This is a genomic window from Sorangium sp. So ce367 (assembly GCF_051520455.1).
GTDB classification, from domain to species: Bacteria; Myxococcota_A; Polyangia; order Polyangiales; family Polyangiaceae; genus Sorangium; species Sorangium cellulosum_B.
Window position 1 is genome coordinate 9,026,582 of sequence record NZ_CP150334.1, and the last position, 15,540, is coordinate 9,042,121.

The following is a 15,540-nucleotide window of genomic DNA, read 5'->3' on the forward strand; positions in this document are numbered from 1 at the left end:
GCGCAGCGACGCGCGGGGCTCGTCGCGCGTCACGGGGGGAGGGCACGATGAGCATTCGTCTGCGCGTGTTGCGCGTGTTGCGCGTGTGTCTGGCGGTGACGCTCGCGGGCCTGTGCGCCTGCGCGAGCACGTCCGTGCAATGGCCCTCGCCGGAAGGGCAGCCGAAGCTCCCGCCCCCACGGGAGATCAACGCCGTCGCGCGGCCGGACGCCGCGCGCTGCACGGCGATCGTCGGGGCCACGCTCATCGACGGCCGGGGAGGGCCGCCCGTGCGCGACGCCGTCGTCGTGGTCCGCGGCGACCGCATCGTCGCCGCGGGCGCGCGCGGCGCCACCGACGTCCCGGCCGGCGCGGAGGTCGTCCCCGGCGCGGGGCTCTGGGTGCTGCCCGGCCTCATCGACGCGCACTTCCACCTCGACGCCGATGACGGGCTGCCCGGCGTCGTCCTGCAGCGCGGCGTCACCTCGCTGCGCGAGCCGGGGAACTGGATCGAGGCGTACGACGCCGCGCGCAAGCTCGGCCCGACGCCGCGGCTCTTCCTGGCGGGGCCGCTGCTCGACGCGCCGTATCCGGCCTATCCGGAGAGCGCGATGCTGGTGCGCGACGCGGCCGAGGCGCGCTGGGCCGTCGATCAGCTGGTCGAGCGCGGGGCGTCGGCGATCAAGGTCTATTTCCGCCTGCCCCTCGGGCTCGTCGAGGAGGTCGCCAAGGCCGCGCACGCGCGCGGGGTGATCGCCGTCGCCCACCTCGAGACCGTCGACGCCGCGGCCGCGGTCCGCGCCGGGCTCGACGGCATCGAGCACATCACGTCGCTCGGCACGGCCCTCGTGCCGCCGCGCGAGGCGGAGCGCTACCGCCAGTCGGTGATCGCCGACAACGACGCGCGCTTTCCGGGGCGCTTCGAGGTCTTTCGCGGCATCTCCCTCGGCGCGCCGCGGACCCGAGCGCTGCTCGGGCTGCTCGCGGCGCGGGGCACCTTCCTCACCCCGACGCTCGCCATCTTCGAGCGCCGCGCCGGCGACGCGGGCGCGACGGAGACCCAGGTGCGCGGCTTCGAGAACATGATGAAGCTCACCCTCGCGGCGCGTCGCGCCGGGGTGCGGGTGGTCGTCGGCTCCCACGGCAAGGCGCCGGGCGCCGAGCGAGGGTGGGCCTACCAGCACGAGATGGAGCTGCTCGTCGAGAGCGGCCTCTCGCCCATGGAGGTCCTCGTCGCTGGCACGCTGGAGAACGCCAGGTACTTCCGCGCCGACGACCGGCTCGGCAGCGTCGAGCCGGGCAAGCTCGCCGACCTCGTCCTGATCGAAGGCGACCCGCTCGCGGACATCCGGGCGATGCGCCGCGTGAAGCGGGTGATGCTGAACGGGAGGTGGGTCGGCCCAACTCAGGCCGAGTGAGCCGCGCGCGCTCGCCGCCGCGGGCTCGGCGCGCGCGTCACGTGGAGTTGCGCGGAGTTGTGCGGACAGGGCGAGCGCACGCGGAGCGCGCCGCCGCCATCGCGCGGCGCGCTCCGACAGAGGGCCTTCAGCCCATCTCGATCTCGACGCGCACCGTCGAGCCGGCCGGCGACAGGGGAATCACGTTCCCCGCGACGGTCTTGCCGTCCACGGTCAGCTTCTTCACGCCCTTGCACACCCCCGAGTTCTTGACGCTGATCTCGTAGGTGGCGCCGCGGAAGCGGCGGGAGATGGAGAAGCTCTTCCACGCCTTGGGCACGCAGGGATCCAGCTTCAGGCCGTCGTACTGGGGCTGCACGCCGAGGATCCCCTGGCTGACGGACACGAACGTCCAGGCCGCGGTGCCGGTGAGCCAGGCATTCTTGGCTTCACCGAAGACCGGGGCGTCCTTGCCGGCGATCATCTGCGCATAGACGTAGGGCTCGGCGCGATAGGTCTCGATCTGGCTCTCCTTGGCCGAGGGGCAGATGGAGAGATAGTACTCCAGCGCGCGCTCCCCTTCGCCCAGGAGACACCAGCCGAGGTGGATCCAGGTGTTGTTGTGGCAGAAGATGCCCGCGTTCTCCTTCACGCCCGGCGGATACGAGGTGACCTCGCCGAGCTCCAGGTGATAGGTCGAGTACGCGGGCTGCTGCAGGACGATGCCGTTCTTCGTGTAGAGGTGCTTGTGCACGCTCTCCATCGCCTGCTTGGCGCGGCCGTTGTCCGCGCCGGCGCCGCCCAGGACGCACCAGCCCTGGCTCTCGATGAAGATCTTCCCCTCCTCGTTCTCCTTGCTCCCGACAGGCCGGCTCTCGGCGTCGTAGGCGCGGCGGTACCACTCGCCGTCCCAGGCCTCCTTCTCGACCACGGCCAGCATCTCGGCGTACTGCTCGCGCATGCGCGCCGCGTCGGACTTCTGGCCCATCCAGTCGTACAGGGCGGCCATCTCGCGGCTGGCATAGAGGAAGAGGCCGGCGATCATCACGGACTCGGCCTTCGAGTCCTTCACGTCGCCCGCGGTCTGGAAGCTCTCGTTGGGCTCGGTGCTGAAACAGTTCAGGTTGAGGCAGTCGTTCCAGTCCGCGTGGCCGATCAGCGGCAGGCCGTGCGGGCCCCGCTTCTTCATCGTGTAGGCGATGGACGTCTCCAGGTGGTGGAGGAGGTCCTCCTTGGAGCCCGGCTTGTCGGCGTAGCCCACCGCCTCCTTGAGGATGCCCTTGTCGCCGGTCTCCTTGATGTACGCGCACGTGGAGAGGATCAGCCACAGGTGATCGTCGTAGAAGTCGCCGCCGATGTCGGCGTTCCCCTTCTTCGTCAGCGGCTGATACTGGTGGTAGCAGGTGCCGTCGCTGAGCTGGGTGGCGGCGATGTCGAGGATGCGCTGGCGGGCGCGCTCGGGGACGAGGTGCACGAAGCCCAGGAGATCCTGGTTCGAGTCGCGGAAGCCCATGCCTCGGCCGATGCCGGTCTCGTACATGCTGGCCGACCGAGAGAGGTTGAAGGTCGCCATGCACTGGTACTGATTCCAGGTGTTGAGCATGCGTGTCGCGTGCTCGTCCGGGCAGTCGGCCTGGAAGTTCGAGAGGATCCCGGCCCAGTCCGCCTTCAGCTGGGCGAACGCGCCGTCCACGACGCCGGGCGCCGAGTACTTGGCGAGGATCTCCTTGCCCTTCTGCTTGTTCAGCACGAAGGGCGCCTTGAACTTGGGCAGGTCCCCGTGGTCCACGTACGAGAGCACGAAGCTCAGCGTCTCGCTCGCGCCGGGCTCGAGCGAGAGGCTCACCTGGTGGCTGCCGATCGGGTTCCAGCCGAACGCCTTGGAGTTCGTGGCCTTCCCCTTGGCCGGCACCTGGGCCTCGTGGAGGCCGTGGTGGACGCTGCCGCAGAAGGCGTCACGGCTCGTGTCGAAGCCGTCGATGGCGCGCGTGCAGGCGAAGAGCGTGTAATGGGAGCGGCGCTCGCGGAACTCGGTCTTGTGGTAGATGGCGCTCCCCTCGATCTCCACCTCACCGATGGAGTAGGTGCGCTGGTAGTTCGTCATGTCGTTGAGCGCCTCGAAGAAGCAGAACTCCTGATAGGAGAAGAGCTGGATGTCCTTCTTCGCGCCGCTCTTGTTCGTGACCCGGGTGCGCCAGATCTCCACGTTCTCGCCGGGAACGATGAAGTAGAGCACCTCCACCTCGACGCCGTTCTTCTCACCCGTGATCTTCGTGTAGCCCAGGCCGTGGCGGCACTCGTAGCGATCGAGGGCCGTCTTGAGGGGCTTCCACATGGGGTTCCACACGACCCCGCCGTCGTTCACGTACAGGTAGCGCCCGCCGAGGTCCATCGGCACGTTGTTGTACCGGTAGCGCGTGAGCCGGCGCAGCTTGGCGTCCTTCCAGAACGTGTAGCCGCCCGCCGTGTTGGTGCAGAGGCCGAACATCTCGTCCGAGCCCAGGTAGTTGAGCCAGGGCAGCGGCGTGTCGGGCCGGGTGATGACGTACTCGCGGCTCTCGTCGTCGAAGTGGCCGTACTGATTGCTCATGGACGCGCGGTCTCCGTGGATAGCGACAGAAAAAAACCCGGAGGCAGCGCTGCCCCGGGTCGGATAAGCCGATGATTGTCAGGCCTGGGGCCTCCGAGCGAGCTCAGAGGGCCGCCACTCTAGACCCCGGCACCTCCGCTTGTCAACGGGGCCTGGGGGCGCGCCTCGCTCGCAGAGCCGCGTATCCGCCGCTTCAACCTGCTTTGAACGTGTCGTAACGGCCGGCGCGCGGCGCGACGCGGGCCTCCAGCGCGGCGCGCTCGGCGGGCGGCATCGGGAAGGAGAGGGACCGCGCGCCCAGGTTCTCCCGCACCTCGGCGATCGACGAGCAGCCGATGATCACCGTGTCGGCGTGGCTGGCCGCGTAGCGGATGAGCTCGGTCGCGCTCGCGGCGCGATCCTGGAGCAGGCGGCCCGCGGCCATGATCTTCATGCCGATGACGCCGACGCCGCGCCGCCGCGCCTCCTCGACCACGGTCGTCAGGAACGGGAGCCGCGCCGGGTCTGCGGGGTTGACCGCGCAGAGCACGGTATCCACAGGATAACGCCGCATCGCCTCCAGGAGGATCCGCGGGTCGTGGTGGCCGGTGATCCCGACGTGGCGCACGCGGCCGTCCGCCCTGGCCTGCTCCACGGCCTCGATGGCGCCCCGCTTGCCGAAGATGGCGTCGAGCTCCTCGAGCTCCCGCAGATCGTGCAGCTGCCATGAATCGAGGTGGTCTGTCCCGAGCCGACGCAGGCTGTCGTCGAGCAGCCGCAGCGCGCCGTCGCGATCGCGCGCGTGGGTCTTGGAGGCGAGGAAGACCTGCTCGCGCGCCTTCGGGCCGGCGGCGCGGAAGGCTTCACCGTAGTAGTCCTGGCTCTGCTGGTATGCAGGCGCGGTGTCGCAATACCTGACCCCGAGGCGCAGCGCCTCCAGGATCACGGGCACCGCCTCGCGGTGACGGCCGGTCGTCCGGAGGATCCCCTCGCCCCCGAGAGACACCGGCTCCACCTGCGCGCCCGTCCGCCCGAGCGTGCGCGCCGGCGCCTCACCGGCCGCAGGCGCCGCAGGCGACGGGCAGCCGGCTGCCCCGACCGCCATGGCCGCTGCGGTCGTGGCGACCGCTCCCAGCACGCCACGACGGCCACCGTCGGCACTTCCCGTCTCGCTCGGCTCGCGCATACGGCCCTCCTTGGAGAGGACTCTACCAACCGACAGGTCGAACGTAAACCGAGGCCTGGATCTTCGGCGAGAACGGCGCCGACGCCGCGCGCGCGGCGAGGGTCCGGTGCCTGGTGGTACGCGCGATGGCCGGCCTCGCGCCGGGCACGGCTTCAGGCCTCGGCAGAGCCGAGCTCAGCGGGCCACCGATTCGACCGCCCACGACCTCAGGGACGAGCCTTGGGCACGCGGAAGTGGCCGCCTGTCACTCGCTACCACCGGTCGTCGGAGTCGTCGTCGTCCGACCGATCGTCGTCCTCGAACACCAGCCTGCCAATCACCACCTGGCGAACCGTCGTGGGGTAATAGGCCGTGACGGCGGCCGTGCTCCAGGTGTGCCCGACGATGGTTTCCGAGGTGTTCATGTAGAGCCGCATCGTCCCGTAGCCGGCGCCGGAGGCCCCCCGGCCGCTCGAGGCGTACCTGGAGTCGGACGAGCCGTGGTGCGTGCTCGTCGAGTCGACGATGCTCACCTCGAACTGGAGTGTGCCCGCGACGAGGGGTGTGACGGGGAGCTTCGCCCTCGGCGCCCGGCGGAGGATCGCGACGTGCCCGGTCGACGACGCGCCAGCGGGGTAGCGGATGGCGATGATGTCGGCGGCGCGCGCGTCCTTGGGGTCGTGGATCCTCTCGAATCCGTTCTCCTCGACGATGGCGTCGTAGTAGGCAGCCGCGCTCGGGCTCCGGCTGCCCAGCCAGTCGTTGAGCGACGCTTCGGTGAAGCCGTAGCCCCGCTTGAGCAGCTCCGTCAGGAAGGTGGCGCACTGCGTCCGGTTCGCGTAGCGCCGCGCGCCGGCCACACCGGCCCAGCTGATGAAGCTGGGGCTCGAGTTGTATTCGTTGTTCTCAGGGCTGATGTTGTCCACGAGGCTCTCCGCCCACCTGAGGTGGTCGGCGTGATGCGCCTCGGCGGTGCGCGGCGAAAGCCACGCGAGCCCCGGAAGGACGAGACAAGCGATCTCCAGCATACGACGACGAACGCTCGCCATGATCCACCTTGCAATGCAGTGAGTTGCTCGAACTGGCGCGTCGCACTCAGCGCGCGGATTCCCGTGATGTATTAAGTACGATCGAGAGGCGCCGTTCAATACAAATTTGCAACACAACCATCTTTGGGAGTCGCTTGTCCCACAGGCGCACAGACGGACAGACGGACAGGCATCCTCACGCTCGCGCTCGCGCGCCTCGGCACGCGCGGACGTCGACGAAATCAGTCGATTTCGAATGAGGGTCTGTGTTAACCTGGCCTGTTGTTCCGATGCCCGGATGGCCGGGGGAGCAGGCGCGGGGAGGAGCGTGTCGGACCTGGAGCGACGAGCGGGCGGCCTCGATCGGCCGCCAGCAGGTCACTTCGACTTGATGCGGAACTCCACGCGCCGGTTCATGGCGCGGCAGCCCTCGTCGTTCGTGAAGCAGAGCGGCGCGCCGGCGCCATACCCCGGCGCCGTCATCGGCGTCGCGACGCCGCGCTGGACGAGGTAGCGGACGACGGCGTTCGCGCGGCGCTCGGACAGCTTGATGTTGTGCTCCACGCTGCCCTGGTTGTCCGTGTGCCCCTCGACCGTGAGCGCGGTGATCTCCGGGTGCGTCCGCAGGATGTTCGCCACCGCGTCGAGGACCGAGAACGACTCCGGCCGGATCTCGTCCTTGTCGAGGTCGTAGAAGATCGGCCGGGCGATCTTGATGCGATCCCCCTCGATGACCGCCTCGGCAGGCGCCGCCGGCTGGACGGCCACGGGAGGAGGAGGAGGCGGCGGCGCCGCGCTCGCCGCCAGCGACATCTCGGTCTTCGCCGACCCGCACCCCGCCGCAAGGGCGCCCAGGACCACAAGCCAGATCGCTCGGTTCGCTCGCATTTCGCGGCTCTAGCACGGGGAATCGCCCGGAAGAACCGGAACAAGTACGCCGACCCCGGCTACAGCTCCCGCGCGGGCGCACGCGACCGGAGGACGGGTGCGGCGGCGGTGCCCCCTTGCGACGGCCCCCCGCGCGAGCCGGCGCGGCGGCGCGCCGGACCTGCGGAATGCGCCGCGGCGATCCAGTATCGTTGCTGCGCGCACGCATGTCCGCCCCCGCGAAGAGCCCGAGCCTGATCGTCGGAATCGACCTCGGCACCACGCACACCGTCGTGGCGTGGGCCGAGCGCGACGCCGATCCCGGCGCGATCCGCGTCTTCTCGATCCCGCAGCTCGTGACCGCCACCGAGATCGAGGCGCGCCCGCTGCTGCCGTCCCTGCTCTACGCGCCCCTCCCCGGCGAGGCGCAGGCCGATCCTTTCGGCGACGCGCCCTTCGCGATCGGCGAGCACGCGCGCCGGCGCGGCGGCGAGATCCCCGGGCGGCTCGTCGCCTCGGCGAAGAGCTGGCTCTGCCACCCCGCCGTCGACCGCACGGCGCCCATCCTGCCCTGGGGCGCGGCCGAGGAGGCGGCCTCCCTGCCGCGCGTCTCACCGCTCGACGCGAGCGCCCGGATCCTCGCCCACGTGCGGCGCACCTGGGACGACGCGTTCCCGGAGCGCCCGCTCGCGGCTCAGGAGGTCGTGCTCACCGTGCCGGCCTCGTTCGACGAGGTCGCGCGCGAGCTGACGGTCGAGGCCGCCCGCCGCGCCGGCCTCTCGGCGCGGCTCCTCGAGGAGCCTCAGGCCGCGTTCTACGACTTCATGCGCCTCGCCGGCGCGGACGGCCTCGATGCCCTGCTCGCCCGCTCGGACGGCGAGGCGATGGTCCTCGTCTGCGACGTCGGCGGCGGCACGACGGATCTCTCGCTCATCCGGGTCGCTCGGGGCGTCGGCGCGGCCAAGGGCCACCCCGAGGTCTCCCGCGTGGCGGTCGGCCACCACCTCTTGCTCGGCGGCGACAACATGGACCTGGCGCTCGCCCACCTCTGCGAGCCGCGCCTCGTGGGCGCAGGGGAGAAGCTCGACCCGGCGCGCTTCGGCCAGCTCGTGCTGGCCTGCCGCGCCGCCAAGGAGCGCCTGCTCGCCGGCGAGGCCTCGTCCGGCAGCGCCGGCAGCGCCGCGCCTTCGCCGCCCGACGACGCGCCGGTCACGGTGCTCTCGCACGGCGCGCGGCTCGTGGGCGGCGCGCTGACGACGCGCCTCGGCCGCGACGAGGTCGAGGGCGTCGTGCTGGACGGCTTCTTCCCCGAGGCGCCGCGGGACGCCCGGCCGCAGCGCGGGCGGAGCGGGCTCGTCGCGTTCGGCCTGCCCTACGAGCGGGACGTCGCGATCACCCGGCACGTGGCCTGGTTCTTCGCGCGCCACGCCCCGGAGGCGCGAGGGCCGACCGCGCTGCTCCTGAACGGCGGCGTCTTCCGCGCCCGCCGCGTCGCGGAGCGCCTCGCGCAGGTCGTCGAGCGCTGGGGCGGCCCGCCGCTCGATCTGCTCCCGCACGCCGATCCCGACCTCGCGGTGGCGCGGGGCGCGGTCGCGTATGGCCTCGCCCTCGCGGGCCGCGGCGTGCGCATCGAGGGGGGCGCGGCGCGCGGCTACTACGTCGGCCTCGAGCCGCCCGCCGGCGGGGGGCCGCGGCCAGCCGTCTGTGTCGTGCCGCGCGGCGCGAAGGAGGGCAGCGTCCACGCGGCGGCCGGGCGGACGTTCGCGCTCGTCGTGGGGCGCCCCGTGCGGTTCGACCTGTTCGCGTCGGACGACGCGCGCGCCGATCGCGCGGGCGACCTCGTCCCCCTCGAGGACGACCGGTTCGAGGCGCTGCCGCCGATCGCGGTGGCGTTCGACGCGGGAGACGCGGCGCGCGCGGCGACCGGCAAGCAGGCGGAGGTACGGGTGCAGATCGAGGGAGAGCTCACCGCGATCGGCACCCTGGATCTCGCCTGCGTCGAGGTGGACGCCGCGGCGCCGCGCCGCTTCCGGCTGGCGTTCCAGCTGCGCGAGGACGGCCGCGGCGCGCGCGCGACCGAGGCCGAGGGAGGCGCCCCGGCGGAGCGGGCGCAGGCGAGGCCTCACGCCGCGGCGGCGCCGGGCGGCAAGCGCCTCGACGAGGCCCGGGAGGCCATCGAGCGGGTGTTCGGCAAGGGGCGGCCCGACGTGGCGCCGCGGGAGGCGAAGAACCTCGTGCGCGAGCTCGAGCGCGTCCTCGGGGAGCGCGCCACCTGGACGACGGAGACCGCGCGGGCGCTGCTCGACACCCTCGTCTCGAGCGCGCGCTCGCGGCGGCGCTCGGCCGATCACGAGCGCGTGTTCTGGTCGCTCGCCGGCTACTGCCTCCGCCCCGGCTTCGGCGACGCGGGCGACCCGGCGCGCGTCGCCGCGCTCGCGCCGCTCTTCGCCGAGCGGCTGGCGTTCCCGCAGGAGGCGCGCTCCTGGCAGCAGTTCTGGATCGCCTGGCGCCGCATCGCGGGCGGCCTCGACGAGCCGCTGCAGGTCGCGATCCGGGATCTGGCGGATCCGTTCCTGGCCCCGGCCGAGCAGCGGCTGAAGAAGCCGAAGGGGGTGAAGCCGGAGGCGCTCGACGATCTGCTCGAGCTCTGCGCGTCGCTCGAGCGCGTGCCCGCCGGCCGGAGGAGCGAGCTCGGCGCGTGGATCCTGGAGCGCACATGGACCGACCGCGACGCGCGGCTCTGGGCGGCGATCGGCCGCCTCGGCGCGCGCGTGCCGGCCTACGCGAGCGTCCACCATGTGGTGTCGCCGGCGGCGGCCGAGCGGTGGATAGACCACCTGATGCGCGAGAAGTGGCAGGAGCTGCCGTCCGCGGCGCCGGCCGCGGTGCAGCTCGCGCGCAGGACCGGGGACCGGGCGCGCGACGTCTCGGACCGGGTCCGCGGCGAGGTGGAGCGGCGGCTCGTCAAGGTGGGCGCCCCCGAGGCGTGGCTCAAGGCGGTGCGCGAGGTGGTGGCCGTCGAGGAGTCCGAGCGCGCGGCGTTCTTTGGCGAGGGGCTGCCGGTGGGGCTGCGGCTTGTGAGCGAGTAGGAGCGGTCAGCGGCGAAGTCGGCCGCGGAACTGCACCCGCTCTACTCGCCGGAAGCCGCCTCGATGCACGCATCGAGCTCCGGCGTCGCCCGCCAGCCGCACTCGCCCGACGCGCCCCGCTCGCACACGCTGTGCTCCTTGTAACACCCGTACTCCTCGAGCCACTCGCACGTGGTGACGATCTCCGCACCCTTATCCGCGCAGATCTGCCCGCTGCAGCCCGTCGCCACGCACGGCGCAGCCTCGCCGCCGCCGATGCACGCTTCGAGCTCCGGCGTCGCCCGCCAGCCGCACTCGCCCGACGCGCCCCGCTCGCACACGCCGTGCTCCTTGTAACACGCATACTCCTCACGGTACTCGCAGGTCGTGGCCACGTCCTCATCGGCGCAGACCTGACCGCTGCAGCCGGTCACCACGCACGGCGCAGGCTCGCCGCCGCCGATGCACGCCTCGAGCTCCGGCGTCGCCCGCCAGCCGCACTCGCCCGACGCGCCCCGCTCGCACACGCCGTGCTCCTTGTAACACGCGTACTCATCGCGCCACTCGCAGGTCGTGGCCACGTCCTCATCGGCGCAGACCTGACCGCTGCAGCCGGTCACCACGCACGGCGCAGGCTCGCCGCCGCCAAGGCACGCCTCGAGCTCCGGCGTCGCCCGCCAGCCGCACTCGCCCGACGCGCCCCGCTCGCACACGCCGTGCTCCTTGTAACAGGCATATTCCTCCCGGTACTCGCAGTCCGTGACCACGTCCTCGTCCGCGCAGACCTGGCCGCTGCAGCCGGTCACCTGGCACGAGACCGGCTCGCCGCCCGCCACCCCACCTCCCCCAGGGCCTTCCCCCCCGCCCTCGATCGGGCCCTGACAGCCTTTGCCCTTGGCGCCGGTGAGCAAAGGTACGAAGAGCACGAGCATCGCAACGACGAGTCGGTGACGTTTGCTGAAAAGATCCATCGTCAAGCCTCCTATCAAATAGAGACGAACCTGCCATTCGGCAGCCGCAGGCGCCAGGATTCACACATCGTGCCAAGCACGGCACCGGCGCATCCCCACGCATCCCCGCGCGCCGACGCGATGCTCCCGCGATGACGAGCAGCTGTCCACAAGCCGCGTGAGCCGCCTCCAGGTCATGAGAGCTCACCCCGGGATCAGGGCATCGAACATCGCCACGGCGCACGCCTTGCGGGCAGGCCCATGACCGCCGGCAGCCCGCCGGCCGCACACTCTGGCACAAGCCACGGGAATACCCGCAAATTCCTTGGATCTTCCGTGGGGTTCCGCATGGCCCGTTACTTGCTAAGTGCGCCGGGCACGGGACCTGAACAGTGCACGCGCACCGGCGCAGACATGACGCCCTGTGTCTCTTCCTCAACGAGGTGAACTATGACCTTCCTGTCTAGAACTTACGCCGGCTGGCTCGTCCTCGCGACGGCGGCGGCCTCGGCCGGACTCACCGGCTGCGGGAAAGGCTCGACGGGGCCTTCCGAACCCGGCTCGACCGATTTCATCTCTGACAATCCGAGGGCCGGCGGTGGAAGAGATACGGCCGACGATGGCGGCGAGGGCTCAGCGGGCACCGGAGGCGACGGCGCCCCGACCGCGCCCCCGGCCGACGGCGACGCCGAGCGCGCGATCACCGAGGCCGACATCATCCAGGTCAAGGACGGCAAGCTCTACGCGCTCTCGCAGTACTCGGGGCTCAGCATCATCGACATCTCCCGGCGCGACCGGCTGAGCCTCCTCGGGCGCTACCGGGCGAGCGGGATCCCCTTCGAGATGTACCTGCGCGACGGGGTCGTCTACGCGATGTTCTCGTCGTGGACCCAGTACATCTACGACGCGGCCACCGGCGAGTACTCGTATGAGCAATCGAGCCACATCGAGGCGCTCGACGTCTCCAACCCGGCGGCTATCCAGCAGATCGGCTCGTTCGACCTGCCGGGCGCCATCTCCGACTCGCGCATCGTCGGCGACGTGCTCTATACCGTCACGTTCGAGGACGGCGGTTGCTGGGGGTGCAAGGAGTCGCGGAACACCACGGTCACCTCCCTGGCCGTCAGCGACCCCGCCGAGATCGCCGTGGTCGATCAGCTGAGCTACGACGACGACCCCAACGACTACGGGTGGCAGCGCAGCGTGAGCGTCACCCAGGACCGCATGTACATCGCGGGCATCGAGTGGGACGGCACCGACGAGGGGCACTCCACCATCCAGGTCGTCGACATCTCCGATCCCGGCGGCGCGCTCGTCGAGGGCGCGAGCGTCGAGGCCGTCGGCCAGATCCAGAGCCGCTGGCAGATGGACGAGCACGAGGGCGTCCTCCGCGTCGTCAGCCAGCCCGGCCTCTGGCGGACCGACGCGCTGCCCGGCGTCCAGACCTTCGCCGTCGCGTCCTCGCAAGAGCTGACGCCCCTCGGCTTCACCGAGCTCACCCTGCCCAGGCCCGAGACGCTGCGCTCCGTGCGCTTCGACGGCGACCGCGCCTACGCGATCACGGCGGAGCAGACCGACCCGCTCTTCACCATCGATCTCAGCGATCCGGAGCACCCCGCCCAGCTCGGCGAGCTCGAGATGCCCGGCTGGGTCTACCACATGGAGCCGCGCGGCGACCGGCTGCTCGCCCTCGGCTTCGACAACGCCGCCACCGACGGCGCGCTCCACGTCTCGCTCTTCGACGTCTCCGACCTCGCGAAGCCCACGATGCTGGAGCGCGTCCATTTCGGCGGCGACTGGGCGAGCTTCGCCGAGGGCCAGGACCGGATCCACAAGGCCTTCACCATCCTCGACGATCTCGGCACCATCCTCGTGCCGTACAGCGGCTGGGACATCGACGAGGCCGAGGGCTGCGGCTCGTACGAGAGCGGCGTCCAGCTGATCGACTTCACGGCCGACACGCTCACGAAGCGCGGCTCGGCGCCGGCGCGCGGCCAGGCGCGCCGCGCCTTCGTCCACGACACGCGGCTCTTCGCCGTCTCCGATCAGGAGGTCGGGACGTTCAACATCGATGATCGCGACGCCCCGGTCGAGGCCGCCGACCTGGCCCTGGCGACGGTCGTCAGCAACACGGTCGCCACCGGCGATCTCGTGGTCCGCATGGGCGCGGACTGGTGGACCCAGGCCGCGGAGCTCGAGGTCGTGTACGCGACGGAGCCGGGGCGCGCCGAGCCGATCGGCAAGCTCGACCTCTCGACGCTGGCCTCCGGATCGAAGAGCGACTGCTATGGATCCGGCCTCATCAGCGCGCAGCTCTTCGCGCACGGGCAATACGCCTACCTGCTTTACCCCTCGTACACGGACACGACGACGAAGACGAGCCTCGCCGTCATCGATCTCACGAACCCCGAAGCCCCCCGGATCGCGAGCCAGCGCGATCTGCCGTTCACCAGCAACGCGCTCTACTATAACGGGTATTACGGCAGGATCGTCGCCACGGGCACCGCCGTGGTCCAGGCAGGGAGCACGCTCGTGCTCCGCAACGTCGAGGACCAGGACTACTACTACGAGGGCGGCGACGGCGCCCCGCCGCGGCAGCCCCGCGATCCGTCGCTCGAGATCATCGACCTCTCGAACCCGTCGAGCCCCACGCACCGCTCGCTGCCCCTGCCGGACGGCGCCGGTTACACGGGCCTGCAGCTCGACGGCACCACCGTGGTGACGTCGCACTGGGTGCCGCTGCAGAACGACGCCTCCAGGGCGCGCTTCTACCTCGACCGCATCGACGTGGCCAATCCCTCCTCGGCGATCGTGCGGACGCCGGTCAACGTGCCCGGCTCGCTGCTGACCTTCGATGGCGCGTCGGACCGCGCGCTCACGGTCGATTACGAGGCGGTCGAGTTCCAGGTCCCGGGCTACCAGGAGTGCTTCAGCGCGTTCAGCTACTACGCCGAGTTCGTGCCGACGAACCAGCAGAACTACGATGGCCCCGGCGTCTGCCGCGGGACGCGCCACACCCTCAAGCTGCTCGACGTCGGCAGCGCGAGCGCGAGCCTCCGGGACGAGCACACGCTCGACGACGACACCCGCTTGGAGCAGGTGTTCGTGGGCGATGACCGCGTGTTCATGTACACCTCCGGGTACTACGCCGTGGGCGACGCGGTGGGCGGGGGCGCGTACACGTCCGGCATCCTCGTGGCCAGCGGGCTCGAGGAAGGCAGCATCGATGTCGCGACGAAGGAGCTCTCGAGCCCCGACGCCGGCTGGCCGCGCGCCGTGGACGGGACGCGCCTCCTCCTCGCCGGCTACAACCCGCCCGGGCTCTCGGTGCTCGACGCGGCCGACCTCGACGAGCTGACGCTCGAAATGAAAGGCGAGCTCTCGTCGTACGTCTCGCAGGTGACGATCTCCGGCGACACCGCGATCTGCGCGCTCTGGTACCACGGGCTCGAGGTCGTCGACCTCGGCGACTGATCCGCGCGCCGCCGCTTCACCCCGCGCGGCTCGTCACGGGCAGCGCGGCGAAGGCGCCGCGCGGCCGCTACCCTCCCCCGTAGATCTGCCCGATCTTCTGCACCGAATCCCACACGTACACGCAGCCAGAGCTCAGCAGGAGCCCCGGCAGGATCACCGCCGACCAGACCAGCGAGAGCCGCGCGCTCGGCGCGGGGCGCTCCGTCTCCGCCAGCGCGGCGCGGGCGAGGCGCCGGACCGCGTCGGCCCGGGGCGGGTCGAGCGGGGCGACCGGCGGCAGATCGGCGAGGCCCCTCGCCAGCGGATCCTCTCCTGAGAACGGCTTCATCGAGTACCTCCCCGCGTCTGTCCATCCGGCGCGTCCGCGGCGTCCGCGGCGGAGATCGAGGTCGTCGATCCCCGCCGGGGCCGCTCAGCATTTCGCCTTTCGAGGCGGGCCGCAAGCTCGGCGCGGGCGCGCGACAGGCGCTTGCGGGCGGCGTCCTCGCGGATGCCGAGCACCTGGGCGACCTGCGCCGTGTCGAGCCCCTCGACGGCCCCGAGGAGCAACACCTCGCGGTGCACCGCCGCGAGATCGCGGAGCGCCGCCTCCAGCGCCGCCACGTCGGCTCGGGCGTCCGCCGTGCCCTCGGGCTCGGGCGCTGCCGGCGCGGGCTCGCGGGAGAACAGCGCGGCGCGGGCGAGGTCGAGCAAGGCGGAGCGGCGGTGGCTCCGGTAGCGGTTCCTGGCGATCGTGAACAGCCACGCGGCGAGATCGGTGTCCTCGGCGAGCCGGCCGGCGTGGCGCGCGACGGCGAGCCAGGTGTCCTGGAACAGGTCCTCGGCGACGTCGCGCCGGCCGGAGAGGCGCACGAGGAAGCCGAAGATCCGGGCGTTATAGCGCGCGTAGAGCGCGTCGAAGGCGCGCGGATCGCGGCGCCTCAGGCGAGCCGCCAGCTCGGCGTCGGACGGAGCTGCTGCGCCCTCCCTCTCCACGCCGGCATAACGCGCGAGGGCCGCGGGCGTGACAAGGAAGTTTTCCGGTCACGGGATCCGCGGCGCCG

General features: G+C 71.5%; 10 protein-coding genes. 3 read left to right on the forward strand and 7 right to left on the reverse strand.

Translation table 11 applies throughout. The features are described from left to right. Nucleotides 1–47 precede the first annotated feature (47 nt). Nucleotides 48–1,397, forward strand: a complete 1,350-nt coding sequence (locus WME97_RS34300; protein ID WP_437543849.1) for an amidohydrolase family protein — start codon at nt 48–50, stop codon at nt 1,395–1,397. A 127-nt stretch (nt 1,398–1,524) separates the two neighbouring features. On the opposite strand, the gene WME97_RS34305 is transcribed toward WME97_RS34300, so the two are convergent. The 4 genes from WME97_RS34305 to WME97_RS34320 all read right to left on the reverse strand — a co-directional run bounded on the left by WME97_RS34305 (nt 1,525) and on the right by WME97_RS34320 (nt 7,026). Further along, entirely contained in the window at nt 1,525–3,966 is a 2,442-nt protein-coding gene (locus WME97_RS34305) for a GH36-type glycosyl hydrolase domain-containing protein (protein WP_437543851.1), read from the reverse strand. 193 nt (nt 3,967–4,159) lie between these two features. Next, entirely contained in the window at nt 4,160–5,131 is a 972-nt protein-coding gene (locus tag WME97_RS34310; RefSeq protein ID WP_437543853.1) for an aldo/keto reductase, read from the reverse strand. A gap of 251 nt (nt 5,132–5,382) precedes the next feature. After that, nucleotides 5,383–6,159 carry a hypothetical protein gene (locus WME97_RS34315; protein ID WP_437543855.1) on the reverse strand — a complete coding sequence of 259 codons (777 nt, stop codon included), beginning with the start codon at nt 6,157–6,159 and terminating at the stop codon, nt 5,383–5,385. Nucleotides 6,160–6,516: 357 nt separating this feature from the next. Then, nucleotides 6,517–7,026 carry an OmpA family protein gene (locus WME97_RS34320; RefSeq protein ID WP_437543856.1) on the reverse strand — a complete coding sequence of 170 codons (510 nt, stop codon included), beginning with the start codon at nt 7,024–7,026 and terminating at the stop codon, nt 6,517–6,519. Between the two features lie 206 nt (nt 7,027–7,232). Between WME97_RS34320 and WME97_RS34325 the strand changes: the two genes are divergently transcribed. After that, nucleotides 7,233–10,094 (forward strand): Hsp70 family protein, encoded by a 2,862-nt coding sequence (locus WME97_RS34325; RefSeq protein ID WP_437543858.1) that lies wholly within the window; start codon nt 7,233–7,235, stop codon nt 10,092–10,094. A gap of 41 nt (nt 10,095–10,135) precedes the next feature. On the opposite strand, the gene WME97_RS34330 is transcribed toward WME97_RS34325, so the two are convergent. Beyond that, nucleotides 10,136–11,044 (reverse strand): hypothetical protein, encoded by a 909-nt coding sequence (locus WME97_RS34330; RefSeq protein WP_437543860.1) that lies wholly within the window; start codon nt 11,042–11,044, stop codon nt 10,136–10,138. Nucleotides 11,045–11,473: 429 nt separating this feature from the next. On the opposite strand from WME97_RS34330, the gene WME97_RS34335 reads away from it, so the two are divergent. After that, nucleotides 11,474–14,497: a beta-propeller domain-containing protein gene (locus tag WME97_RS34335; protein WP_437543862.1), complete on the forward strand. Its 3,024-nt coding sequence runs from the start codon at nt 11,474–11,476 to the stop codon at nt 14,495–14,497. A gap of 67 nt (nt 14,498–14,564) precedes the next feature. On the opposite strand, the gene WME97_RS34340 is transcribed toward WME97_RS34335, so the two are convergent. Together WME97_RS34340 and WME97_RS34345 are read right to left on the reverse strand one after the other, a co-directional pair. Beyond that, entirely contained in the window at nt 14,565–14,825 is a 261-nt protein-coding gene (locus WME97_RS34340) for a hypothetical protein (protein ID WP_437543864.1), read from the reverse strand. After that, a complete protein-coding gene (locus tag WME97_RS34345; RefSeq protein WP_437543866.1) occupies nt 14,822–15,472 on the reverse strand; it encodes an RNA polymerase sigma factor in 651 nt (216 codons plus the stop codon). The genes WME97_RS34340 and WME97_RS34345 overlap by 4 nt, the downstream gene beginning before the upstream one ends. Nucleotides 15,473–15,540 lie beyond the last annotated feature (68 nt).

Excerpts from the sequence above, each read along its gene's own strand:
- WME97_RS34300 (WP_437543849.1), top strand. The coding sequence starts at position 48 with ATGAGCATTCGTCTGCGCGTGTTGCGCGTGTTGCGCGTGTGTCTGGCG.
- WME97_RS34305 (WP_437543851.1), bottom strand. The coding sequence starts at position 3,966 with ATGAGCAATCAGTACGGCCACTTCGACGACGAGAGCCGCGAGTACGTC.
- WME97_RS34310 (WP_437543853.1), bottom strand. The coding sequence starts at position 5,131 with ATGCGCGAGCCGAGCGAGACGGGAAGTGCCGACGGTGGCCGTCGTGGC.
- WME97_RS34315 (WP_437543855.1), bottom strand. The coding sequence starts at position 6,159 with ATGGCGAGCGTTCGTCGTCGTATGCTGGAGATCGCTTGTCTCGTCCTT.
- WME97_RS34320 (WP_437543856.1), bottom strand. The coding sequence starts at position 7,026 with ATGCGAGCGAACCGAGCGATCTGGCTTGTGGTCCTGGGCGCCCTTGCG.
- WME97_RS34325 (WP_437543858.1), top strand. The coding sequence starts at position 7,233 with ATGTCCGCCCCCGCGAAGAGCCCGAGCCTGATCGTCGGAATCGACCTC.
- WME97_RS34330 (WP_437543860.1), bottom strand. The coding sequence starts at position 11,044 with ATGGATCTTTTCAGCAAACGTCACCGACTCGTCGTTGCGATGCTCGTG.
- WME97_RS34335 (WP_437543862.1), top strand. The coding sequence starts at position 11,474 with ATGACCTTCCTGTCTAGAACTTACGCCGGCTGGCTCGTCCTCGCGACG.
- WME97_RS34340 (WP_437543864.1), bottom strand. The coding sequence starts at position 14,825 with ATGAAGCCGTTCTCAGGAGAGGATCCGCTGGCGAGGGGCCTCGCCGAT.